This window comes from Actinopolymorpha pittospori, from assembly GCF_014873875.1.
Taxonomy (GTDB): domain Bacteria; phylum Actinomycetota; class Actinomycetes; order Propionibacteriales; family Actinopolymorphaceae; genus Actinopolymorpha; species Actinopolymorpha pittospori.
Map to the genome: position 1 here is coordinate 2,814,562 of NZ_JADBEM010000001.1, position 22,777 is coordinate 2,837,338.

Sequence of the window (22,777 nt, forward strand, 5' to 3'; positions counted from 1 at the left end):
CTTACCGCGTTGAGATCGGTTGAGGTCGAGGTCGAGGTCGCTCGATCGGATCAGGCGTCGAGCGGTGTGTCGAGCAGGGTCGTCAGGTCGCGGACGAAGCGCGCGGTGGCCCGTCCGTCCAGGCCGCCCAGCGGCGCGAGGAGCTGGTCGAGGAGGTGCTGGACGGTCTCCATCGCGGGGCGGATCACCTCGCTCCCACGGTCGGTGAGCGAGAGCTGGACGGCCCTGGTGTCCGCCGGGTCCCGGGAGCGTTCGATGAGGCCGTCGGCCTCCAGGGTGCGGGCGAGCTTGGAGACGTAGAGAGCCTCGAGTCCGGTGTGGTCGGCGAGCTCGCGTTGGCTCGGCCGCATGCCGGAGCGCTGCATGCCGTACAGCGACGACAGGAGTGAGTACTGCGCGTGCGTGAGGCCGAGCGGCGCGACCGCGCGGTCGACGGCGGCCCGCCACTTCAGGGACAGCCGCCACACCAGGAAGCCGGGCGTTGGACTCATCCGTGCGTCACTCGCGGTCGACCTCATGACAGATAGCGTACATGGCTATTAAGTACATGGCTACTATCTGCCGGTCGGGACCTGCGCGTCCGGGAGAGTTGACTCTGTCACCGGTGTGAGGGTGCACTGTGGCGTCATGACCACTGACGCACTCCCTTTCGGCTCTGTGGACGTACTGGTTCGGGGCAGCGGTCCGGCCCTGCTGCTCGCCCACGGGGCGGGCGGGGGAATCCAGGGAAACTTCGGCCTCGTCCTGGACGACCTGGCGGACGACCACACCGTGATCGGTCCGCACTATCCCGGGTCAGGTCGTACACCGGTCGCGGCCGAACCGCTCCAACTCGACGACCTGGCTGACCAGTTGGTGGCGTCGGCCGTCGCGGCGGGAAAAGACACGTTCGCCGTCCTTGGTGAGTCCCTCGGCAGCGCCGTAGCGATCCGGATCGCGACCCGGCACCCTGATCGGGTCGAGGCGCTCGTGCTCACCGTCGGTTTTCCGGTGGCCGATCCTGTCCTCCTGCTGGCGGCCGAACTCATCAAGGTTCTGACGTTCGCCGGTGAGCGCGGGGCCGTGGCACGTCTCGCGACCCTGTCCTGCCTGACCAACGCGCGGCTGAGCGAGATCCCGCCCGCGAAACTGGACGCGCTGGTCGCGCAGACCCAGGAGGGAATGCCACCCGGCACCCGCGACCACTTCGACCTGGCGGCCCGGGTGGACGTCCGCGACGACCTCGCCAGGGTCGACGTGCCCACACTCGTCTTCGCGGCGACCGGCGACCGCCTGGTGTTGCCGGACAGCCATCGAGCTCTGGCCGCAGGGATCCCGAGGGCCAGGTTGGTCGAACTACCCGGTGCCGCGCACATCCTCGAAGAGCCTGACCGGAAGACCTGGCTAGGGCAGGTGCGACCGTTCCTCCACTCCGTGTTCACGCGTGGGGTGGCTGCTGCGACCCAGGACTGACCGACGTGTCCCGACGGCCGACACTGTTTGGTCCTTCCTCCCGGCTGCTCCCGACGCCCTGTGATCCCGACGCCCTATGATCCCGAGCCGACGAGACGCCACACTTGCCCCGTGACTGACCTCCGCGACTTCTATCCGCAGACGCGAGTCGACGAACGAGCGACGCTGGAGCAGTTCCTGGACTTCTACCGGCACGTCGTCATCGCGAAGATCGAGGATCTCGACGAGGCGCGGGCATCCTGCCGTGCGCTGCCCGCCACCGACCTGACCGTGGGCGGCATCGTGAAACACCTCGCGAGTGTCGAGGACCTGTGGTTTCGGCGGAAGCTGCTCGGGCTGCCGCCCTCGGAACCCTTCGCCTCGGCACCGTCCGACGTTCGCGACTGGGCCTTCCACTCCAGCGCGCACGACTCGGTGGCGGGCCTGTGCGAACTGTACGAGCGAGCCTGCGACCGGAGCCGGGCGGCGGCCGGGCTCTTCGACTCACTCGACGCGTCCGCGACCCTCCCCTCCTTCGGGACCGGCCCGGTGACCCTGCGCTGGGTGTTCGTCCACATGATCGAGGAGACGGCACGCCACGCCGGGCACCTGGACCTCCTGCGGGACGCGATCGAGACGACCGACGTGCTCGGTGAGGTCCACCGGCGCCGGTGAGTCGGCGCCGGTGAGTCGGCCCGCCTGCCCGGGCATCACGACAGGCAGACGTGGCCGGGCAGACGTGGCCGGGCACGGACAGCTCTCGTCGAACCCCGGCAGCCGCGCCGGCGGCCGACGACACTCGCCGGACCGCACGACACAGGAGCGACACGCGAATGACCGAGCACGAGCACGAGCACGAGCCCGAACGCGACGAGATCACCCCGGCGATGCTCGACGACGGTCTACAGAAGCAGCAGGCGTGGTTCGCCGCCCTGGAGGAGTTGAGAGCCGAGACCGTCGCGATCCTCACCCAGGTCGTCGACGACGCGACCACACTTCCGGCGCGGGAGAAGCTGGAGGAGGCGGTCGCCCAGGAGAGCGCGACGTGGGCGGCATACCGGGACGTCGCGGACGCGACGATCGAGGGGCTTCGGCCCCGTCCGGACCAGTGACCGTGACGATGCCGTCCGCGACATGCCGTACGGAGTGGCGCCGCACCACGCGTTAACCGGCTCGTCGGGCCATCCTCACCTCACGTGCAGGCAAATTCTTTACCAAGATCCTTTGCTACGTCCGTGAAGATTTTCGGCCGCACGATCCTCCTCGCCGTTCTGGTGGTGCTGTTGTACCCGGGCACGGCGTCGGCGCACGTGCGCTCGACCGAAGGCGCCGCGGTCATCCGCCAGGACGGCTCGACGGTCCGGTTCGACATGAACCTCGAGTACGACCTGCTGACAGCTGCCACCGGACTCGGCTTTCCGCCCGGGACCGACGACCAGAAGACCCGCCTGCTCACCGAACACCACGAGGCGGTGGAGAAGTACCTCACCGACCGCGTCGACGTCTCGATCGACGGGGTCGTGTGTGAGAGCGTCCTGACGCGGACCGGTGTCCTGCGGCTGCAGGACCGCCCCTACGCGCGAGCGGTGCTCACCTTCACCTGCCCGGGTGCCTCCGACGGGTCCTACCGCGTTCGCTACGACGTCTTCGGCGAGCGGGACGCCATCGTCGACGAGCACACGAGCATCGTCGACTACCAACTCGGTGGCCGTAGCGGCACCTACGTCTTCGACGGCGCGCACCACGAGTTCGAGGCGGGCAGGACAGGAATCCTGTCCGCCGTCGGCCGCTTCGTCGCCATGGGTGTGGAGCACATCCTGAGCGGGCTCGACCACGTGCTCTTCCTCGCCGTACTGCTGCTCGGCGCGCGCAGGCTCGGCAGCGTCGTGAAGGTCGCCACCACCTTCACGGTGGCCCACAGCGTCACCCTCGTGCTCGGCGTACTCGGCTGGGTGTCCGTGCCGTCCCAGATCGTCGAACCGCTGATCGCCCTGTCGATCGCCTACGTCGCGGTCGAGAACATCATCGGCGGCGAGTCACGCCGTCGCCTTCTCGTGGTCTTCTGCTTCGGCCTGCTGCACGGACTCGGTTTCGCCAGCACGCTGAGCTTCACCGACGAGCTGAGTCCTCGACTCATCGGCTCCCTCGTGAGTTTCAACGTCGGGATCGAACTCGGCCAGGCGCTCATCATCGCGGTGATCTTCCCGATCCTGATGCTCATCCGGCGTTCCTCCTGGTCTGCCGTCATCCACCTGGTGGCGACCCTCGCCGCAGCCGGCCTCGGCTTCGTCTGGTTCTTCCAGCGTCTGCTGATCTGAGCGAACGCGGCCGACCTCTCCGCTGTCGGACTTTCCTCCCGCTGCCCTCAGTTCACTCACCTTGAACGGAGCACACTTCGATGGGAACCGCAGACAATCTCGGCGCGCGTCGTACCCCGCCGTGGGTACGTCGTGCGCTCCTGGCGGGCACCTGCGCGATGGCCGCGCTGGTGTTCGTCGACCCGCTCAGGCCGGTGGTCGCCGACGTCCTCGACCTCGCGGCCGCCGACGTCAGCGGCGTCGTCTACGAGGACAGGAACGCCAACGGCACCAGGGACGACGGTGAGGCTGGTATCTCCGGCGTGACCGTCTCCGACGGTGTGGCGGTCGTCACCACCGACGATGCGGGCCGGTACGCCATCGACCTCGACGTCGACCGGCGCATCACCGACATCGTCTTCATCACCAAGCCGGCCGGTTACGCCGTGCCGGCCGACCAGTACAAGACGCCGCAGTTCTACCGCGACCTCGGCACGCTCGCCGAAGGTGCGTCGGCGCAGGCCGACTTCGGGCTGCGTCCGGACCCGAAGTCCAAGAGCGACAACTTCACCTTCGCCAACGTCGCCGACACCCACGTGAACCCGAACCTCGCCGCGCAGCTCGAGGAGATCAACTCGACCTCGCAGAACCTCGCGTTCGTCCAGGTGAGCGGTGACCTCACCAACAACGCGACAGACTCGGAGTTCACCTTCTACCGCAACGCGACGGCCGCCTCGAAGCTGCCGGTGTGGCCGGCCGTGGGCAACCACGAGTACTTCTCCGGTGGGGGTACGACCTACGCCGCCCGGATCGAGAACTACCGCCGCTACGTGGGCCCTGAGTGGTACTCCTTCGACTACGGCAACCGCCACTTCATCGTGCTGGAGAACAACGGTGGCGCGCCCTTCGACGAGGAGCTCACCTGGGCCAGGAACGACCTCGAGCGCCACGCCGGCAAGAAGCGCGTCGTCGTCCTGATGCACCAGCCGATGAACGTGCCCTTCGGCGCGCCGTCGAGCTACGACGCCTACGCCAGCGTCTTCGAGAAGTACCGCACCGAACTCGTCCTCGTCGGACACGAGCACTCCAACCAGGCTGACAACTCCTGGGTCAAGGGCGCCCGCCACGTCCAGACGAACTCCAGTTCCTACACCATCGACCACAGCCCGCGCGGTTTCCGGTACGTGCACATGACGGGCAAGGGGTCGGACAACCCGTTCCGGATGTACGGCGTCCAGCGTTCGCTCACGATCACCAGCCCCGGGCCCGGCAGTGAGATCTCGGCCCAGGGGATCAGGGAGATCCAGGTGAACGCCTACCACACCGCCGACGAGGTGCGGCAGGTCCGCTACCGGCTGGACGGCTCCCGTTCGTGGGCGCCGATGAAGAAGTCCGGCGACTTCACGTGGTACGCGCCGTACCCGGGGAAGGCCAGCCGTTCCGTCGGTGAGCACACCATCGAGGTCGAGGCGATCGACGACGGTGGCAAGCGCTGGACGAAGTCGGGCACCTTCAAGCTCCGCGAAGGTGCGCCCGCGACCATCACCGCGGGCGCCGACTGGCCGCAGTTCCACGGCGACGAGACCCACAGCGGTGTCGCGAAGGACGTCCTCGCCCCCAACCTCGAACTCGCGTGGACCTACCGCACGCCGGGCACGATCCTCACCGGCTCGCCGGTGGTCGCGAACGGTGTCGCCTACGTCGGTACGCGGGACGAGAACGGCCTGACCAACAACGCCGTTCACGCCATCGACATGAAGACCGGCAAGCGCATCTGGTCGGCTCCCACCGAGGCCTCCGTGCACGGGACGCCGGCGGTGGCCGACGGCCTGGTCTTCGCGCCCGCGATGAACGGAACCCTGCACGCGTTCGACGCGAAGACGGGTGAGCAGCGCTGGAAGGTGTCCCCGGACGAGGCGGCCGCGCCGTCGATCCAGCGGAAGTACTCCTACTACTCCCCGGCGGTGGCCGACGGCAGGGTCTACTGGCCCTACCAGAGCCGCATCGGGAAGGGCAGCCGTGGTCTGCTCATGGCGCTCGACACCAAGACCGGCGAGACGATCTGGGAATCGCCGATGACCGGTGCGACGATGAGCGACGGTACCCCCGTGGTGGCCAACGGCAAGGTCTACGTCGGTAACGAGACGGCCGACCGGATCATCGCCTACGACGTCGCGACGGGTGCCCAGCGGTGGGTCTCCTCCGCGGTGCTCGGCGGTTGGCAGGACGCGTCGCCGACGGTGGCCGGCGGCAGGATCTTCGTCGGCTCCAACAACCGCGTCATCGCGCGTGACGCGCAGACCGGCGCCGACCTGTGGAACTACCGCAGCCCGGGTTCGTCGCAGATTCCGGGGAACGCCACGTCGGCGGCGCCCGCGGTGGTCGGCGACACCCTCTACATGGGCTTCCCGGACGGGCGGGTCACCGCCCTGAACGTCGAGACCGGCGCGGTCGTCTGGAGCGTCCTGCTGCCCGGCAGCGGATACCAGGGCGGCGTGCTCTCCGCCCCCGCCGTCAGCGGCGACACGGTCTACGTCGGCTCGAACGGCGGCAAGGTCTACGCCCTCGACCGGGCGACCGGCACGGAGCAGTGGAGCTACGAGATCGGCACCTGGGTCGCCTCCGGTCCGGCGATCTCCGGTGACGCGCTGCTCGTCGGCGCCTGGGACGGCAACCTCTACGCCTTTACCTCGAAGGAGTAACCGAGTCCGGACCAGCCCGAGCGAAGGAGTGACCCGAGCTTGGCGTAGCCCGAGCCCGGAGTAGTTCCCTGGCGGGCACCTGGAGTCCGTCGCGTCCGCGCGGCGTCCTCCGGGTGCCCGCCGTTGTCGTCTTCGCGTTCCGCTCTCCACCCGCGATCTTGGCATTGACTAGATTGACGGGCAGGCCTAATCTTGCCGCTGACAAGATGGAGCTCGCTTGTGAGGACGCGACGATGACGGATGACCTCGACCTGACCCGCCGGCTGTGGTGGTTGCTGGAGCCGGTGCACGCGGTGCTCTACTACGCGCCGGAGGCGTTCGAGGAGGCGGCGGCGCTCGGCTACGCCACCGACACCCGGTGGCCGAGCTACTTCGCCTGGCGCTCCGCGCCGCTCGGAGCCGCGGGCGCCACCCTCGTCACCGCGACGTTCTACAGCTTCAGCCCGCGGATGGTCGCCGCGCAGGTCCCGTCGGTGTGGTCGGTGGCGGAGCCCGAGAAGGTGCTCGGCGCCCGGCTGCGGGCGGTGGACCGCACTCTTCGCGCCATCCTCGGCGACGGCGTGTCGCGACCCGAGGTGGTCGAGGTGGCCGAACTCGCCCGTACGGCTGCCGAAGCGGCGAGTACGGCGGGCCGTCCCCTCGCCGCCGCCAACGCCGACCTGCCCTGGTCGGACGAGCCGCACCTGCGGCTGTGGCAGGCCGCGACCATCCTGCGAGAGCAGCGCGGGGACGGGCACGTCGCCGCCCTGCTGACGGCCGGGCTGGACCCGTGCGAGTCGCTGGTGTCGTTCGCCGCGACCGGCGCGGCACCGGTGGAGGTGTTCGCCAGCCGGGGCTGGACCGACCAGGAGTGGGGCGCTGCCCAGGACCGGCTCGCGGAGCGCGGCTGGGTGGACGACGCCGGCATGGCGACCGAGCGAGGCCGAGCGGGTCGTCAGGAGGTCGAACGTCTCACCGACGAGTTGGCCGCCGCACCATGGCGGGCACTGGGTGGTGCCGTGGGACGCCTGGCGGAGCTCACCGCCCCGATGACGCAGGCGATCGTGAAGACCGGCCTGCTGTCCCGGCAGAGCACCCTCGGCATCGCGCCGAGGTCGTGACGGTCAGCGGATCGCCCGCAGCACCAGCGCGGCGAGTTGTTCGCCCGCCTTTGCGTCGAGCGGCGCGTGGTCGACCAGCAGCCGGTACCACAGCACGCCGTAGATCACGTCGATGAGGAGCTCGAGGTCCTCCTCGGGGTCGATCTCCCCGCGGGTGACCGCGCGTTCCAGGACGCCGCGCAGCGCGGCTCGGCGGCGGAAGAGGAAACGCTCCCGGAACGCCGTCGCGAAGACCGGATCGAGAACCGCCTCGGCCATCAGTCCGACGAGGATCGGCCGTTGGCCGTGCTGCCGGAACGTCTCCCGCAGGAACGTCGAGAGGTCGACCTCCAGTGAGCCCTCGTCGTCGGCGCTGATCCGCTCGGCGGCGAGGTCGAGCATCGCGTCGAGGACGACGTCGGCCTTGGACGGCCACCAGCGGTAGATCGTCTGCTTGCCCACGCCGGCGCGGGCGGCGATGCCCTCGACCGTCAGCGCCGCGTAGCCGCGCACCCGCAACTCCTCCAGGGCCGCGCCGTGGATCGCCTTCCGGGCGGCCTCGCTGCGTGGTCGTCCCGGTCGTCCTGGTCGTCGGTCGCCTGCCATGCGCCCACTTTACAAGACGTCGCGTCTCGATTTAATATCGAGACGTTACGTCTTGAAAAGGAGTCGCTGAGGGGAAGATCCTCGCCTACCTGTTCGCCATCCAGCACGCCCAGGTGACGGGTTCGATCACGCTCGTCTCCGCCGCCAGCGCCCGGGCCGCGCTGCCCGGCACGGTGACGCTCGCCGCGGTGAACGGAGCCGTCGAGCGGATCGTGCCGCCACTCGCCGCCGAGCTGGCGCCGGTCCGCGTCAACGCCGTCTCGCCCGGCATCATCGACACCCCGTGGTGGTCGTTCCTGCCCGAGGACCAGCGGCAGGCGCAGTTCGCGGCCGCCGCGCAGGGTCTGCCCGCCAACCGGATCGGGCGCCCCGACGACGTCGCACAGGCGATTCGTTACCTGGTCCACGCGACCTTCGTCACCGGCACGATCCTGCCCGTCGACGGCGGCGCAACCGTCTCCTGACAGTGACCTCGCGGACTCTCCCGGTCGGGCGCTCCGGGCGCTAGTTTGGCGCGGTGGCCACAGAAGTCTGGCAGGGACCAGGGGCGTTCCGCCCTGCGCTGGCGCTGGGAGCGGGCGCTCAGCTCGCCCTGCTGCTCCTGCTCTGGGTGACCGTCGGGCTCGGCACGGTCGGCTGGCTGGTCGGGGCGGCGGACCTGGTTGTCACGTTCGCGCTGCTCGGCTACGCCTTCCGGCGACAACCGAGCAGGTCGCTCGGCCCGGCCAACCTGGTCACCCTGACCAGGGTCACGCTGATCGGCGGTGTCACCGCGCTCGTGGCGGACCGCCTCGGACATCCCGCGCCCGTCGTGCTCGTCGTCCTCGCCGCGGTCGCGGTCGTCCTGGACGGCGTCGACGGAAAGGTCGCCCGACGGACCGGCACGGTCTCCGAGGTCGGGGCGCGCTTCGACATGGAGGCCGACGCCTTCCTCATCCTGGTGCTCAGCGTGTTCGTCGCGCCCTCGCTCGGGCTGTGGACGCTGGCGATCGGGCTCATGCGGTACGCCTACGTCGCCGCGTCCTGGGTGGCGCCCTGGATGCGGCTGCGGTTGCCGGTGCTGTACTCCCGGAAGGTCGTCGCCGTGGTGCAGATGGTCACTCTCGTGGTCGCCAGCGCCGGCGTCCTCCCGCACCTGGTCGCGGTCGTCGTGGTCGCACTGGCGCTGGCGTCGCTCACCTGGTCCTTCGGGCGGGACGTGTGGTGGCAGTGGCGGCGGCGCCACGAAGACCCACGATGGGCGTGAAGTCCGACCTGACCACATGAGGTCGGGCGGCTCGCCCCGCCGCCCGAACCCGAAGGCTCTTGACAGCAAGGCTCGACGGGACGGGATGGGGGTGGTTCCCGGCGTGGAGGCGGGTGTGTGTGGTAGCCAGGGAAGGTCGGACACATCTCCGTGACGCCAGCGAGGAACGAGCCGGGGTGCCGCGATGTGGATGCTCAGACTTCCGGGGGTCTACGCCCCGCAGCACGACTCGCGGCTGCTGGTCGCTGCCCTGGGCAGGGAGCGGCTGCCGAGCGGGGCGCGGGTGCTGGACCTGTGTACCGGCAGCGGGCTGCTCGCCGTGGCGGCCGCCCGCGCCGGCGCCAAGGAGGTCACGGCGGTGGACATCTCCTGGCGGGCGGTCTGGACGGCGCGGACCAACGCGAGACTTCGCCGCCTTCCCGTCACGGTGCGCCGGGGCGACCTCGGCGCACCCGTGCTCGGCGAGCGTTTCGACCTCGTCCTGGCGAACCCGCCCTACGTCCCTGCCCTGGGGGCCGGCTGGGCGAGGACGAGCCGGGCCGCCCTCGGCTGGGACGCGGGGTGGGACGGCCGGGCCCTGCTGGACCCGCTGTGCGCGCTGCTTCCGCGGATGTTGAGTTCGCACGGCGTGGTGCTGCTGGTCCACTCCGCCCTGTGCGGCGTCGGCCGGACGATCCTGCGGCTGCGCGACGTCGGTGTGCGGGCCCGGGTCGCGGACCGGCTCGTGGTCCCGTTCGGCCCGGTGATGCTGGGCCGGGCGTCCTGGTTGGAAGAACGCGGCTACATCCGACCGGGGCAGCGTGAGGAGGAGCTGGTCGTGATCCGGGGGAGTGCGTCATGAGACGGGCAGGGCGAGAAGGAGGGCAGGTGGTGCGGATCGTCGCGGGCGGTCCGATCCTGCTCGCCGGGCCGGTCGAGGTGACCTACGACGGAGGCACGGTGTACTCCGACCGCTTCGTGGTCGCGATCTGCGCCTGCCGGCGCAGTCGGATCTACCCCCTGTGCGACACCAGCCACCGCGGGCGGCGACCTCCGGCACGGCGCGGCGACGCCAGCGCAAGCTCGCCTTGCGGGGAGTCCTAGGACGCGTCCTGAGCCGGTTCGCCCGGTCCGGCCGGCAGAGTCTGGATCGGCTGTCGCAGCGACGTCGTACCGGTACGCCAGGCGCCGAGCAGCTGGTCGGCGAGCCGGTCCTCCAGGAAGGAGGTCGCGTCGATCCCGAAGATCACGTCGGGTGTCAGGTCGGGTTCGCGTCCGAGCAGATCGCCGATCACGTCGTGGCGCATCACCTGTTCGTGTACGGCGTCGGCCTCGACGTGCTCGGTGTAGAACGACACGCACTGCTGTGGAAGCTTCAGCCGACGGAGCGCCTGCACCATCCGGTGTGCGCTAGGTGCGGTGGTGATCTCCGCCGCGGCGAAGTGGCCGACTAGCGCGCCCCGCAGGGAGCGGTGGAGGCCGAGTAGCGACATCAGGTTGACGGTGGCGAGCATGTGGGCCGGTGCGGCGTCGAGGTAACGGCCGTATCGCGGGTCGAGCCCGAGACCGGCCATGAGGTCGGCGAAGAGCTGGGAGTGCGCCCGGGCGGCCCGACCCGCACCGAACTCGTCGTACTCGACCGCGACGAGGGAGGCCTTCGCCTGCCCCAGCAGGCGAGGAATCACCCAGGCGTGCGGATCGGCCTCCTTCAGGTGGTAGAGCGAGCGCATCGCCACGAACTCGCGCACCTGCCACAGTTCTCCGCCGCGTTCCAGGAAATGGGAGACACCGGTGCCGTCCACCGGTTCGTGGACGAGGGGCTCGAGGGCGCTGGCGACGTCGGAATGGTGGGGAAGGTCGTGGCGGAGCGCCGCGAGGAAGGCACTCTCCAGATCCCCGCGCAGGCGCAGCAACTCCGGGTCCCACTCCCAGCGTCCGTCCGTGCCGGCGAAGGCGCGGTAGTGCAGTTCGTAGCAGGTGTAAAGCGCGAGTTGCAGGTCCTCGCCGTAGGCGTCCGCGGCGGCCACGGTGGCCCGGGGCGGTAGGACTCGATGGCGGTCGCCGGACAGCGCCTCGATGACCGCGGCGGACAACGGGCCGCGAGGTGTGGGAAGCGCCGGAGAGTACGACGTGGCCGCGCGGCGGGTCATGAGCCGTCACCTACCGCGCAGCCCGCGGCGGTCTGCGCGACCAACATGTCCACGACCGCCTGGGGCCCGGCCGTGGCGGTCCCGCGCTGCCGCGCCGCGCCGGTGCCGTGCCGCCGCAGGAGCGCCACGAGTTCGTGGACGAGACCGAGATCGCCGGCCTCCTCCAGTGCGTCGCGCACGTAGCGGAGCAGCCGCCGGAGCAGATCGGTCGCAGGGACGAGTCCGCCATGGGCGGGATCGACGCCTGGACCCTCCAGTCCGTACCTCGCCGCGGACCAGACAGCGGCGGCCGCCAGTTGGTCGGGAAACTCCGGGACCGGTCGTCCCGCCAGGATGTCCACGTGGATCGTACGCACGAGTGCCCGGGTGAGCCCGGCCTGCAGGATGGCGTCGTCCACTGTCCCGGCGGCGTCCGCGGCGCGGACCTCCAAGGTGGCGAAGCGACCGGAGGGACGGGCCAGCCAGAACGTCATGTTCGTGTCGACGAGGTGCCCGCACTCGACCAGTCGCCGGACCAGCGTGTCGTACTCGCGCACCGACCGGAAGCAGGGCGGTATGCCGGCGCCCGGGAACTGCGCCTGCCGAATGGTCCGCCAGCTGTGGTAGGCAGTGTCCCTGCCGTTGTCGAACGGCGAATTGACGGAGATCGCCAGCAGGGTCGGGAGCCATGGACGCAGGTGGTTCATGACCATGACCGCTGTCTCGCGGTCCGGCATTCCCACGTGGACGTGACAGCCGCAGGACTGGTAGGTGCGGGCGACCTCACCGTACAGTTCGGCGATTCGGGCGAAGCGCGGCGCGGACGGTGCGAACCGCTCGTCCCGGGAGAGAACCGGGTAGCCGACGGAGACCAGCCGGAGCCCGTCCGGTGCCGCCGCGTCGCACAACACCGCCCGTGTCGTTCGAATGTGGTGGGCGGCCTCGGTGAGCGACCTGCAGACCCCACTTGCCGCCTCGAGCTGGGTCGGAAGCAACTCCAACTGCAGAAGGGCTCCCTGCGGCAGCCGGTCGCTCGACGCAGCCCGCGTGAGGACCTCCTGTGCCCTGGGCGCCGGCAGCCGCGACGCGGGATCCACGAGGAGGAACTCCTCCTCGATCCCGAAGGTCTCGCCGATCTCGCCCGTCGCCATGGATGTCCCGATCACGCACGTGTCGCCGGCAGTCCGCCGCATTCCAGGATCGCAGGCCGAACCCGTGTACCGCGGGAAACGCCGGGCGTCCGACCTCGCGATGAGGCCCGGGTGAGTCAGGTCCGAACGCTAACCTGGGAGGGTTGGGGCGTCACGCTGTCGGTCCACGCAATCACGCCTCGGTAGGAGAAAAGTGACCATGACGGCACATGGCAGTGTCTGGTTGACTGGAACGGATCGCCCCTCCTACGCCGCGCTGGACGTCGATCTGGACGTCGATCTCGCTGTTGTCGGTGGTGGCCTGGTCGGGCTGACCACGGCCCTCCTCGCCCAGCGTGAGGGCTTTCGGACCGTGGTCCTCGAGGCGGGTCGGATCGCGTCGGGAACCACGGGCTACACGACCGGCAAGGTGACTTCCCAGCACACGTTGATCTACGCCGAACTGGTCGCCCGGCACGGCGAGCAGGCGGCCGCACACTACGCCGCGGCCAACGTCGCCGGCATGGAGCTCCTGGCAAGGCTCGCCGAGGAGGCCCAGATCGACGCTGACCTGACCTCGGCGCCCTCCTACGCGTACACCCTCGATCCACGACGTGGGAGCGAGTTGGAGAAGGAGGCGGCCGCAGCCCGTCAACTCGGCCTTGCCGCCACTGTGTCCGACAGGCCCGACTCCACGGATCTGCCCTTCGACGTCGCGGCGGCCGTCCGCTTCGACGACCAGTTCCACCTTGATCCGGTGCGTTACCTTGACGGGCTTGCCCACGAGCTGACGAGGATCGGTGGCATCATCCTCGAGCACACCCGGGCCACCTCGGTCGAGGAACGCAGGGACCACACGGTCGCGGTCTCCACCAGCGCGGGAACCGTCCGCGCCGACCAGGTGGTCGTCGCGACCCTGCTGCCCATCAACCTCATCGGCGGTTACTTCGCCCGGACCAGGCCGAGCCGCAGCTACGGCCTCGCCGCGCGACTGAGGACCCCCGCACCCGCGAGTATGACCATCTCGATCGACTCGCCCACCCGGTCGACACGGCCGTGGCTCGCCGCCGGCCCCGGCGGAATCATCGTGGTCGGCAACGGTCACGAGACCGGTGCTGTCGAGGACACCATGGCGCTCTACCAGGACCTCGAGGACTGGACGCGGTCGACGTTCGACGTCGAAGCCGTCGACTACCGCTGGTCGGCCCAGGACTTCGTCACCACCGACAAGATCCCCTATGTGGGGAGGGCTCCAGGGCACCAGCAGGTTCAGGTGGCCACCGGGTTCAACAAGTGGGGCCTGAGCAACGGGGCCGCCGCGGCGATCATGCTCACCGACCTGATCGCCGACCGTCCGAACGAGTGGCTGGACGTCTTCAGGGCGAGCCGGATCGGCGACGCGAAGTCCGTGGCCAGCCTCCTCAAGGACAACCTCCAGGTCGGCAAGGAGTTCGTCGGCGGACATCTCGGCAAGCACAGACGCCGAGCCGCCGGTGACCTCCAGCCGGGCCAGGGCGGGATCGTCGAGTTGGACGGCGACACGGTGGGCGCCTACCGCGACGAGAAGGGTGACCTCCACACGGTGACCCCGACCTGCTCCCACCTCGGATGTCCGCTGCACTGGAACTCCGCCGAGCGGAGCTGGGACTGCAACTGCCACGGCTCCCGGTTCGACGTCGAGGGCGCCATCCTCAACAGTCCTGCCACGCGATCCATCGCCCGTGACCAGGACTGAGCGGCGGTAGGACCCTGGCGCCGCGCGGCCTATCCTGGGTGGATGGTCGAGCCAGGTTCGACGGTCGATGTCTGTCCGGTGTGCCGAGAACCCCAGCAGCCGACGTCGTACGGCCAGGTGGAGTCCGCTCCGGGCGGCAGGGGCGAGCCCGTGCCGCTGACCTGGAGTTGCCCCCATGACTGCCAGCAGACCGTGTGCGCGGAGGAGTGGGACCGTGCGGTCCTCGCGCTCGCCCGGGAACGCCGCGCGGCCAGGCGCCGCTGACCGGCGGTCGGTCAGGCCGCCCGCCTGAGCTGGAGGCGGCGCTGGAGCAGCCGGCCGACGGGAGGCAACGCCGCCAACCGGAGCGGGACGTCGCGCAGCCACAGCCGGAACGGATCGGCCGGTGCGTAGAGTCCCTTGACCTTGCGGCCGAGCCGCTGCTTCTTCTCCGCCTCGGGACGCAGTTCCTTCTCCCACTCCGCGAGGGCGACCCCGATGTCGTCGGGGTGGCGCTCCAGCGCGGCACCCAGCAGGTCGGCCCCGGCGACGGCGAGGGAGGAGCCGTACCCGGCGAAGAGGGTGACGCACCAGGCGGCGTCGCCGAGCAGCGCGACCCGGCCCTTGCTCCACGAGGGCAGCACCACCTGGCTGATGGAGTCGAAGTAGACCGACTCGGCAGTGCGTAGCTGGGCGAGTACGTCGGGCGCGGCCCACCCGATGTCGCCGTACACCTTGGGAAGTTGGTGAGGGCTGGTCAGCGCCTGCTGGTGGAGGCGGTGCGCTGCCCCGGGTCGCGGTCGTGCGCACTGAGTGCTTCGATGGTCGCCGAGGACTTGCCGGCGAACGCCGTACCGAAGAACGCCGCGAGGCCGGGGAGATTGGCGAGCCGGAGGGCGAGCCGGCGCACGCGCAGTCGTGACTTGGAGGCGGGCAGGAACCACTGCGCGCCCCGGCGCGCGGCGCGCTGTTTGTCGGCGATGACCGGCCGCCAACGGCGCTCGTAGGCGGTGAGCGCGGTGGTGATGGAGTCCGACGTCGCGAGGAGTTCGCCGAGCAGGTAGGCACCGGCCACCGCGAGGGACGCGCCCTGGCCCGCCAGAAGCGAGACGGCCTGGCAGGAGTCGCCCAGCAGGACGACGCGGCGGGAGGACCAGCGCGGGGCGACGACCTGCGCCACCTGGTCGTAGTAGATCTCCGCTGGCTCCGGGCAGGCGGCGAGTGCCTGAGGGGCGATCCAACCCAACGACGCGTAGGCGTCGCGGACGGCGCGGCGCGGATCGTCGGGGAGCGCGGGATCGCTCGTCCGGTGCACCGTGAACGCGGCCACGCGGCCGTCGCGCAGGCCGTAGAAGCCCATCTGCGCGCCGGTCGTGTCGGTGAGGCAGAAGCGGTTGCCCAGGAGGGTGTGGATTCCAGGATCGGTGAAGACGTACGCCGCGGTGTGGAAGCCGAGGTGTCGGACGAAGTCCCGCTCCGGGCCGAACGTCAGTCGCCGGACGGTGGAGTGGATGCCGTCGGCGCCCACCAGGAGGTCGGCGTCGAGAACGCTGCCGTCGGCGAACGTGACGCGTACGCCCTCGGGTGCGTTGTCGATCCGGGTGAGCGCGCACCCGAAGCGCAGGTCGACGTCGGCGGTCACCTGCTCGCGGAGCGCGTGCTCGAGGTCGGGGCGCATGATGCTCACCAACCGGCCGTTCACCGCCCGCGCGAACCTCGCGTAGTCAATCCCTGCTTGACGGCGGCCGTCGTCATCGAGGTAGCACATCTCCTCGACCTGGTAGCCGAGTTCGTGCAGGCGGGGCAGGAGGCCCATGGGCTCGGCGGCGTCGTAACCCGGCCCGAAGAAGTCGATCATGTATCCCTGGCGGCGAGGCTCGGGCGCCTTCTCCACCACGGTCACCTGCCAGCCGTGGCCGGTCAGGCGGCGCGCGAGGGCCAGGCCGGCGATGCCGGCACCACAGATCAGCGCTTTCATGACGTCCTTCCTTTCGCTACGCCCTTCTTCGTTGTGCTCTTCCTCGGCGCGCCTCGCTTCGACGGGTCCCGCCGCGACGCTGTGCGGGTGGAGAGTGGAGTGGGCGCGACGAGCCCGCGCAGGACCGTCGCCGCGGCGGCCGAGGTGAGCTCCACGCCGAGCACGCGGTGCAGCATCAGACCGTCGATGGTCGCGGCCAGGACGGCGGCGGTGTCCCCGGGGTGATCCTGGCCGTGGCTGGCGAGCCAGGTGGTGAGGTCCTCCCGGAAACCGGCGACGAGTGTGGACAGCTCCGCACGGAGTTCCGGGTCGCGGGTCGCGGCGAGACAGGTCTCGGTGAACAGCAACGAGGTCGCGTCCTCGCCCGGGTAGGAGTCCAGGGCGCCGAGCATCAGGTCGAGGCCGGCGTCCAGGTCGTCTGCGGAGGTGAACGCCAGCGACGTGGCGGACACCACCTCACCCATCACGCGCAGGGCGGCTTCCCGCAGCAGCGCCTGGACGGAGGGGAAGTGGTAGTGGATGAGCCCGGGCGTGACATCGGCCCGCTCGGCGAGGGCGCGGGTGCTGACCGCGCTCCAGCCCAGCTCGGGGATCAGCGTCGCGGCCGTGTCGAGGAGCCGCTGGCGCACTTCGCGGCCTCGCTCCGCCGAGGTCCTGGCTGGCATCGCCGTCCTCTCTTGGTCGCCCTCGTTCCCGCCTTGGTCGCACGCCTTGGTCGAACGACTTGGGTGATTGACTTGGACGACTGACCAAACCGTAGCACGCGTACGCACGTACGGCGGGTGCGGTTGGACCGACGGGGGCCAGCCGCACCCGGCTCCGGACACCTCAGGCGGTACCGAACGGGTTGTCGATGACGTAACGCCAACGCTCGTCCGACCCACGACGGGCGACGTCGGTGGCAGTGCCCTGGAAGGCCATCGGACTCCCGTCGCGAGGATCGGTGCCACGCATCGACCAGTCGACGATGAGCAGCGCGATGTCTCCCGCGACGTAGAGGTGACGAGTCCGCGCGTCGAGGGTCACCCCGAAGCCGAGCAGATGGTTGTGCGCGGCGAGCCGTTCCGCACCGGTCACCGGACAGCCCGGACGTGGCACGAGAACGGCGTCGGGTTCGTAGTGTCGATCGAGCTGCTCGGCGGATCCGCGCGCGAACGTCGCGGAGTAGGCCGCCACATGGTCGGACGGATCGTCGGCGAGGGGCATGGTGAACGGGAAGTCGTTGTCAGCCATGCCCTCCTAGTGAAACACGACGTGGATCGGTTCCGTCGGAGCCACGCCGTGGCATGCACCGGACCAGACCGGCGTCGTGCCGTGTGCATGTGGCGTTCCGGCGCACGACGAACGCCGGTCATCTGGGCGCAGTTGGCTGATTCTTCGGGGTGCCGCGGCGTCCGCGTGCCCCGGAGAGGAACAGTGATGGCGATCCGGTTGTGGGGCGTGATCGTGGCTGCGGCTCTCGTCGCGCCGCTTTCGGGAACGGTCGCGGAGGCGTCGTCTGCGGACGACGCGGCGACCGCGACGGTCACCGGAACGGTCTGGACGGACCGGGACGGCGACGGTGTACGTGAGGCGGGTGAGCCCGCACTACGCGACGTCGTGGTGTCCGACGGCCTGCAGGTCGTCCGTACGGGGAAGGACGGCGGCTACAGCCTGACGCTGGACGTCGACCGCCGGCTGACCGACATCGTGGCCGTGACGCTGCCGTCGGGCTATCGGGTGCCGCTCTCCGCGGTGCGAACCCCGGAGTTCTACCGTGACCTGGGCGAACTCGCCGCGGGTGCGCGGGCCAACGCCGACTTCGGCCTGATCCCGGATCCGCGGACGGCGAAGGGCGACCCGAACTTCGTCACCGTCTCCGACGTCCACGTCGCCGACTACGGCAACGGCATCGACGCCGAACGCGAGCGGGCCCGGGCGCAGTTCGAGCAGCTGAACGACCTGGCCGAGCGGCCCGACTTCGTGTTGGTGTCCGGCGACCTCACCAACAGCGCCGAGCCGAGCGAGTTCGAGAACTACCAGGCGGCCGCGTCCTCCTCGCGCTACCCGATCTGGACCTCGCCGGGCAACCACGAGATCGACTCGGGACCGAACTACGCCGCCCAGATCGAGAACTACCGCCACTACCAGGGGCCGGAGTGGTACTCCTTCGACTACCGCGACCTGCACGTGGTGATGCTCGAGAACTACCGTGGCCAGAACGAGGCGGACCAGCTGGAGTGGCTGCGCCGTGACCTCGCCGAGGTCCCGGCCGGGCGCCGACTCCTCGCGGTCGCGCACATCCCGTTCAGCGGCGGCCTGACCGAGGCGAACGAGACGCCGCTCATCGACCTGCTCCGCGACCACCACGTCTCGCTGGTCCTGTCCGGACACGTCCACGGCAACGACACCGATCCCACGACCTTCCCCGGCGGCCAGCAGATCGTCACCTCCGCCGCCTGGGCGCCGCAGGAGGGCAGCCCGGAAGGGTTCCGCCGGATCCTCGGCCGCGGCAAGCACAGCCTGTCCACGCCGTTCACGGCGTTCGACCGCGAGCAGCAGCTCACCATCGTGAACCCGGCCCCCGGGACCACGCTCCACGAGGGCGGGCCGGCGGTCCTGGTCAACGCCTACGACACGACGAACCCACCCACGCGCGTGGAGTACCGCGTCGACGGCGGGACGTGGCGACCGTTGCAGTCGGTGGGTCGCTGGTCCTGGACCGACAAGCAGGACCTGGAGCTGTCGGCGGGCCCGCACCGCATCGACGCCCGCGCGGTCGGCCGCGCCGGGCAGCCGTGGACGACGAGCGGCGACTTCACCGTGACCGACGAGGCGGCCGCGCAGCCGAAGCCGGACGCCGACTGGCCGACCCTGCAGGGTGACAACGAGCGCACCGGGCACGCGGCCGGCACCGTCTCCGGGCCGCTGGACCTCGCCTGGGTCTACCGCAGTGGTGGCGCCATCCTGACCTCCTCGCCGGTGGTCGCGGGTGGCACCGCCTACGTCGGGATCCGGGACGAGGACGGCATCGCCGAGCACGGCGTGGCCGCGATCGACCCGAAGACGGGCAAGGAGTTGTGGCGGCGCGCGACCGACGCTCCCGTCGACGCGACCCCTGCCGTCGCCGACGGACTCGTCCACGTGAGCACCGTGCGGGGCACCGTTCTCGCCCTCGACGCGAAGACCGGAGCGGTGGTCTGGCAGGTGCGTACCGGCGTGGGTTCGGACGCCGTGCAGCGTGCCTGGTCCTTCGCCGGCCCCGCCGTCGCGGACGGCGTTGTCTACCAGAGTGTCGGCTACAGCCTGCTGGCCCTCGACGCCCGGACCGGGACCCAGCGCTGGAGCTTCTACCCCGACACCGACGGGTACGGCGGCACGGACCGGCCTGCCGCGCCGACCGTTGCGGGAGACCTGGTGCTGTTCACCGGTGACGGCCGCTACGTGACCGCCGTCGACCGGGCCACCGGCAAGGAACGCTGGCGGCACTACCCGACGATTCCCGCGCGGTACCGCTCGGCGCCCACCGTCGCCGACGGACGGGTCTTCCTGCACGGCGAGGGCAGCCTCGAGGTGCTCGACCTCGCCGCCGGAAACCTGCTGTGGAAGGACTCCCGGGGTGGGAACGAGGGGCGCGGAACACCCGCCGTGTCCGGCTCCATCGTGGTCTCGCCGATCGGTGGTTCCGGCATCGCCGCGTACGACGTGGCGACCGGACAACGGTTGTGGTCGACCACCGGCGGACCGGTCGAGGCCTCGCCGCTGATCAGCGGTGACACGGTCTACGTCGGGAGCAAGGACGGCCGCTTCTCCGCCGTCGACCTGCACACCGGAAAGGTGACCTGGAGCCGGAACATCGGCACCTGGGTCAACTCCTCCGCGGCACCTACCGGAAACCTCGTCCTCGTCGGCGCCTACGACGGCAACGTCTACGGCTTCACCGGCTGAGGACCGCATCGAAAGTCGCACGAAGCACTACCAGGCCCGCAAGGGCCAAGCAGGAGGTCAGTTCATGTCCATGCCAACCCGACGCGGATTCCTGACAGGCGCCGCGGTCGTCGCGGGAAGCCTGGTCCTTCCCTCGGCGGCGAACACCGTCGCGAACGCGGCTGTCAACACACCATTGACGGCGACGAAGACCACCGGCCGGGCCAAGCACGTGGTCCTGGTGGACTGGGACGGCTTCGACCCCGACTACCTGAGCCTCGTCGACACTCCGAACCTCGACGCCCTGGCGGCCGCGGGCAGCTTCACCGTCATGGACGGCACGTTCCCCACCATCTCCAACCCGTCACGTGCGAGCATGTCCACCGGAGCGTGGCCGGAGGTGCACGGCAACGTGTCCGGCGTCTGGGATCCGGTGACCAACAAGGTGCAGGGGCAGGACAGGTTCCTCTCCGCCGAGACCATCGCGCAGGTACTCGCGGGTTCGGGCCGCACCCTCGCGTCGGTGCAGTGGTACATGGTGCAGAACTTCGGCGCGACCTACGGCGACCCCGACCACCTCTACGTCCAGCCGGGCGGCACGATCGGGCAGCGCACCGACGTCGCGATCAACATCCTGAACAGGCGGGCCGTCAACTCCGGCGGACAGCAGGTCGCCGTACCGAAGATCCCCGACTTCCTGGCGGTGTACTCGAGCGATCTCGACGCCCTGGGACACGCCGAGGGTGACGACGCCCCCGGAATGGCGGCGTTGATGACCGAGCACGACCGCCAGCTCGGCCGGCTCATCCAGGCGACCAAGGACGTCGGCATCTTCGCCGACACCGCGTTCATCGTCACTGGTGACCACGGCATGAGCACCTGGTCCACGCCCATCGGGGACAAGGTGCTCGACGCGGTCGCGGGGCTCGGCTACCGCGCGGAGTTCGTCACGACCTCCGCGTCGCCCGACACCGAGGTCGTCCTGGTCGTGAACGGCGTCCTCAACATCTACCTGCGTGGTCGGGCCGTCGGTGCCGAACGCCGGATCAAGGCGGCGATCGGCAGGATCCCCGAGGTCCTCAACGTCTTCGACCGCAAGGCACTGAACAGCCTGCACGCCAGCGACAAGCTCGGCAACCTCGTCGCCGAGGCCAAGGAGCCGTACGGCTTCTCGACCACGCCGCCCGCCGGGACGGGCATCGCCGGCGTGCACGGGACCACCCGCGAGATCACGATCCCGTTGTTCCTGGCGGGCGCCGGTGTCGGGCAGAAGGCTCCGCGTCACCCCGAGATCGTCGACATCGCCCCCACCATCGCCGCTCTGCTGGGTACGCGTGCCCCGGCCGACAGCCAGGGCCGCGTCCTCCGTGAGGCCCTGCGTACCCGCGTTGGGCCGGTCTAGATTTGGCGCCGTGATCACACTCGAAGTGCGCCGACACAGCCTGCGTAAGGACACGGGCGGATCGCAGCTCTCCCAGGCCGGTGTGGAGTTGGCCCGTGAGGTGGGTGAGTCCATCGGGCCGTTCGCCGTGGTGGCGACCTCGGTGTCCCCGCGCACCCGCGAGACGGCCGCGGCCATGGGGTTCGCCGTCGACCAGGAGTGCGTCACGCTCGCGACGGATCCCGGGGTGTACGCCGAGTCCGAGCAGTCGCCGTGGTGGCTCGACGAACACCCGTTCGCCGCGTTGGCGAAGGTACTCGAAACGGGCGGCGCCTATCACCGTTACGCGCACGCTCTGGCCGCGCTGTGGCGGGACCTCCTGACACCGCTCACCGACGGGCAGGCAGTGCTGGTCGTCGGGCATTCGGGTGAGCTCGAGGCGGGCCTGGTCGCCTGCCTCCCCAATGCCGACCATCGCACCTGGGGGAAGAGCCTCGCCTGCTGTGAGGGAGCGAGGCTGACGTTCGACACTCGCTTCCGCACGGTGGAGTTCCTTCGCCTGCCCTGACTGGAGTGCCGACCGGGATGGCGCTGACTGAGGTGATGCTGACCGAGGTGGCACGGCTCACACCCACTTAGGCCTGGACCTCAAGCGACGTTGAGGTCGTAGCGTCGGTCCCGTCGTACTCGAGACGGGAGAGGCCATGGCCATGGTGACCTACACCGACGCCGAACTCGCGCACCATCCGGTTGGCTACTGGACCGGTGCGGCGCACGAGGCGGTCATCAGCTACATCGACCAGGAGCACCGCCGGCTCGGCGTCACCCAACGGCACTGGATGACCCTCAACGCCCTGACCAGGAACGAAGCTGGGCTGACGAGGGAGGAGATCACCTACGTCCTGCGCCGCTACATGACGCCGCAGATCGGCGACGTGTCGACCTATCCGGCCGTCCTCGACGACCTGGTCGAACGGGGCTGGGTCGCCGCGGGCACTGACGGAAGGCTGACCCTCACCGATGCCGGTCACGCGGGTCGTGCGCGGATCGCCGAGCGCACCGCCGCCATCCGCGCCCACCTGCACGACGGCGTGACCGACGAGGAGTACGTCGCGGCGTTGAAGGTGTTGCGCCGCATCACCGCCAACGCCGGTGGACCACTCACTCTGTAGACAAGGCGCCTTGCCGAGGTTGTCCAC

At 70.1% G+C, this 22,777-nt stretch carries 24 protein-coding genes; 16 read left to right on the plus strand and 8 right to left on the minus strand.

The features are described 5' to 3' along the window. Nucleotides 1–50: 50 nt before the first annotated feature. On the minus strand, nucleotides 51–518 hold the full coding sequence (locus HEB94_RS13350; RefSeq protein ID WP_192750180.1) for a MarR family winged helix-turn-helix transcriptional regulator: 468 nt from the start codon (nucleotides 516–518) through the stop codon (nucleotides 51–53). A gap of 109 nt (nucleotides 519–627) precedes the next feature. Between HEB94_RS13350 and HEB94_RS13355 the strand changes: the two genes are divergently transcribed. The 6 genes from HEB94_RS13355 to HEB94_RS13380 all read left to right on the plus strand — a co-directional run bounded on the left by HEB94_RS13355 (nucleotide 628) and on the right by HEB94_RS13380 (nucleotide 7,530). Further along, entirely contained in the window at nucleotides 628–1,452 is an 825-nt protein-coding gene (locus HEB94_RS13355; RefSeq protein WP_192750181.1) for an alpha/beta fold hydrolase, read from the plus strand. 111 nt (nucleotides 1,453–1,563) lie between these two features. Continuing rightward, nucleotides 1,564–2,106 carry a mycothiol transferase gene (locus HEB94_RS13360; RefSeq protein ID WP_192750182.1) on the plus strand — a complete coding sequence of 181 codons (543 nt, stop codon included), beginning with the start codon at nucleotides 1,564–1,566 and terminating at the stop codon, nucleotides 2,104–2,106. A gap of 158 nt (nucleotides 2,107–2,264) precedes the next feature. Further along, nucleotides 2,265–2,543, plus strand: a complete 279-nt coding sequence (locus HEB94_RS13365) for a hypothetical protein (RefSeq protein WP_192750183.1) — start codon at nucleotides 2,265–2,267, stop codon at nucleotides 2,541–2,543. A 123-nt stretch (nucleotides 2,544–2,666) separates the two neighbouring features. Beyond that, the gene (locus HEB94_RS53495; protein ID WP_192750184.1) at nucleotides 2,667–3,749 is read left to right on the plus strand and encodes a HupE/UreJ family protein; all 1,083 of its coding nucleotides are present in this window, start codon (nucleotides 2,667–2,669) and stop codon (nucleotides 3,747–3,749) included. An 80-nt stretch (nucleotides 3,750–3,829) separates the two neighbouring features. After that, nucleotides 3,830–6,430 carry an outer membrane protein assembly factor BamB family protein gene (locus HEB94_RS13375; RefSeq protein ID WP_192750185.1) on the plus strand — a complete coding sequence of 867 codons (2,601 nt, stop codon included), beginning with the start codon at nucleotides 3,830–3,832 and terminating at the stop codon, nucleotides 6,428–6,430. A gap of 233 nt (nucleotides 6,431–6,663) precedes the next feature. Beyond that, nucleotides 6,664–7,530, plus strand: coding sequence for an SCO6745 family protein (locus tag HEB94_RS13380; protein ID WP_192750186.1), 867 nt, complete (start codon nucleotides 6,664–6,666; stop codon nucleotides 7,528–7,530). 3 nt (nucleotides 7,531–7,533) lie between these two features. Here HEB94_RS13380 and HEB94_RS13385 read toward each other — a convergent pair whose 3' ends face one another. Then, nucleotides 7,534–8,115, minus strand: coding sequence for a TetR/AcrR family transcriptional regulator (locus HEB94_RS13385; RefSeq protein ID WP_192750187.1), 582 nt, complete (start codon nucleotides 8,113–8,115; stop codon nucleotides 7,534–7,536). Between the two features lie 98 nt (nucleotides 8,116–8,213). Here HEB94_RS13385 and HEB94_RS13390 point away from each other — a divergent pair, with 98 nt between their 5' ends. From HEB94_RS13390 to HEB94_RS13405, 4 genes are all read left to right on the plus strand, one after another. After that, nucleotides 8,214–8,579 carry an SDR family oxidoreductase gene (locus HEB94_RS13390; protein ID WP_337918527.1) on the plus strand — a complete coding sequence of 122 codons (366 nt, stop codon included), beginning with the start codon at nucleotides 8,214–8,216 and terminating at the stop codon, nucleotides 8,577–8,579. Between the two features lie 53 nt (nucleotides 8,580–8,632). Further along, a complete protein-coding gene (locus HEB94_RS13395) occupies nucleotides 8,633–9,361 on the plus strand; it encodes a CDP-alcohol phosphatidyltransferase family protein (RefSeq protein WP_202896323.1) in 729 nt (242 codons plus the stop codon). 184 nt (nucleotides 9,362–9,545) lie between these two features. Continuing rightward, nucleotides 9,546–10,202: a HemK2/MTQ2 family protein methyltransferase gene (locus HEB94_RS13400; protein ID WP_192750188.1), complete on the plus strand. Its 657-nt coding sequence runs from the start codon at nucleotides 9,546–9,548 to the stop codon at nucleotides 10,200–10,202. 26 nt (nucleotides 10,203–10,228) lie between these two features. Continuing rightward, entirely contained in the window at nucleotides 10,229–10,444 is a 216-nt protein-coding gene (locus HEB94_RS13405) for a CDGSH iron-sulfur domain-containing protein (RefSeq protein WP_337917655.1), read from the plus strand. On the opposite strand, the gene HEB94_RS13410 is transcribed toward HEB94_RS13405, so the two are convergent. Together HEB94_RS13410 and HEB94_RS13415 are read right to left on the minus strand one after the other, a co-directional pair. Then, a complete protein-coding gene (locus HEB94_RS13410) occupies nucleotides 10,441–11,490 on the minus strand; it encodes an iron-containing redox enzyme family protein (protein ID WP_192750190.1) in 1,050 nt (349 codons plus the stop codon). The two genes, HEB94_RS13405 and HEB94_RS13410, sit on opposite strands and share 4 nt — an antisense overlap. Then, nucleotides 11,487–12,620: a carboxylate-amine ligase gene (locus tag HEB94_RS13415; protein ID WP_192750191.1), complete on the minus strand. Its 1,134-nt coding sequence runs from the start codon at nucleotides 12,618–12,620 to the stop codon at nucleotides 11,487–11,489. The genes HEB94_RS13410 and HEB94_RS13415 overlap by 4 nt, the downstream gene beginning before the upstream one ends. 199 nt (nucleotides 12,621–12,819) lie before the next feature. Between HEB94_RS13415 and HEB94_RS13420 the strand changes: the two genes are divergently transcribed. Beyond that, a complete protein-coding gene (locus HEB94_RS13420; RefSeq protein ID WP_192750192.1) occupies nucleotides 12,820–14,334 on the plus strand; it encodes an FAD-dependent oxidoreductase in 1,515 nt (504 codons plus the stop codon). Nucleotides 14,335–14,376: 42 nt separating this feature from the next. After that, complete coding sequence (locus tag HEB94_RS13425) at nucleotides 14,377–14,598, plus strand: hypothetical protein (protein WP_192750193.1); 222 nt, start codon at nucleotides 14,377–14,379, stop codon at nucleotides 14,596–14,598. An 11-nt stretch (nucleotides 14,599–14,609) separates the two neighbouring features. Here the strand turns inward: HEB94_RS13425 and HEB94_RS13430 are convergent, their stop codons facing one another. The 4 genes from HEB94_RS13430 to HEB94_RS13445 form a co-directional block, all read right to left on the minus strand. Continuing rightward, nucleotides 14,610–15,047: a Rossmann-fold NAD(P)-binding domain-containing protein gene (locus HEB94_RS13430; RefSeq protein WP_202896324.1), complete on the minus strand. Its 438-nt coding sequence runs from the start codon at nucleotides 15,045–15,047 to the stop codon at nucleotides 14,610–14,612. 23 nt (nucleotides 15,048–15,070) lie between these two features. Continuing rightward, complete coding sequence (locus tag HEB94_RS13435; RefSeq protein WP_192750194.1) at nucleotides 15,071–16,291, minus strand: FAD-dependent oxidoreductase; 1,221 nt, start codon at nucleotides 16,289–16,291, stop codon at nucleotides 15,071–15,073. Further along, nucleotides 16,288–16,956 (minus strand): TetR/AcrR family transcriptional regulator, encoded by a 669-nt coding sequence (locus tag HEB94_RS13440; protein WP_192750195.1) that lies wholly within the window; start codon nucleotides 16,954–16,956, stop codon nucleotides 16,288–16,290. Before HEB94_RS13440 ends, HEB94_RS13435 begins: the two co-directional genes overlap by 4 nt. 163 nt (nucleotides 16,957–17,119) lie before the next feature. Then, nucleotides 17,120–17,524 (minus strand): YybH family protein, encoded by a 405-nt coding sequence (locus HEB94_RS13445; protein WP_192750196.1) that lies wholly within the window; start codon nucleotides 17,522–17,524, stop codon nucleotides 17,120–17,122. A 186-nt stretch (nucleotides 17,525–17,710) separates the two neighbouring features. Between HEB94_RS13445 and HEB94_RS13450 the strand changes: the two genes are divergently transcribed. The 4 genes from HEB94_RS13450 (at nucleotide 17,711) to HEB94_RS13465 (ending at nucleotide 22,750) form a co-directional block, all read left to right on the plus strand. Beyond that, a complete protein-coding gene (locus HEB94_RS13450; protein ID WP_192750197.1) occupies nucleotides 17,711–20,218 on the plus strand; it encodes an outer membrane protein assembly factor BamB family protein in 2,508 nt (835 codons plus the stop codon). A 64-nt stretch (nucleotides 20,219–20,282) separates the two neighbouring features. Continuing rightward, a complete protein-coding gene (locus tag HEB94_RS13455; protein WP_192750198.1) occupies nucleotides 20,283–21,599 on the plus strand; it encodes an alkaline phosphatase family protein in 1,317 nt (438 codons plus the stop codon). A gap of 10 nt (nucleotides 21,600–21,609) precedes the next feature. After that, nucleotides 21,610–22,146 carry a phosphoglycerate mutase family protein gene (locus tag HEB94_RS13460; RefSeq protein ID WP_192750199.1) on the plus strand — a complete coding sequence of 179 codons (537 nt, stop codon included), beginning with the start codon at nucleotides 21,610–21,612 and terminating at the stop codon, nucleotides 22,144–22,146. A 136-nt stretch (nucleotides 22,147–22,282) separates the two neighbouring features. Then, entirely contained in the window at nucleotides 22,283–22,750 is a 468-nt protein-coding gene (locus tag HEB94_RS13465) for a MarR family winged helix-turn-helix transcriptional regulator (protein WP_192750200.1), read from the plus strand. The last annotated feature ends 27 nt before the right edge of the window (nucleotides 22,751–22,777 follow it).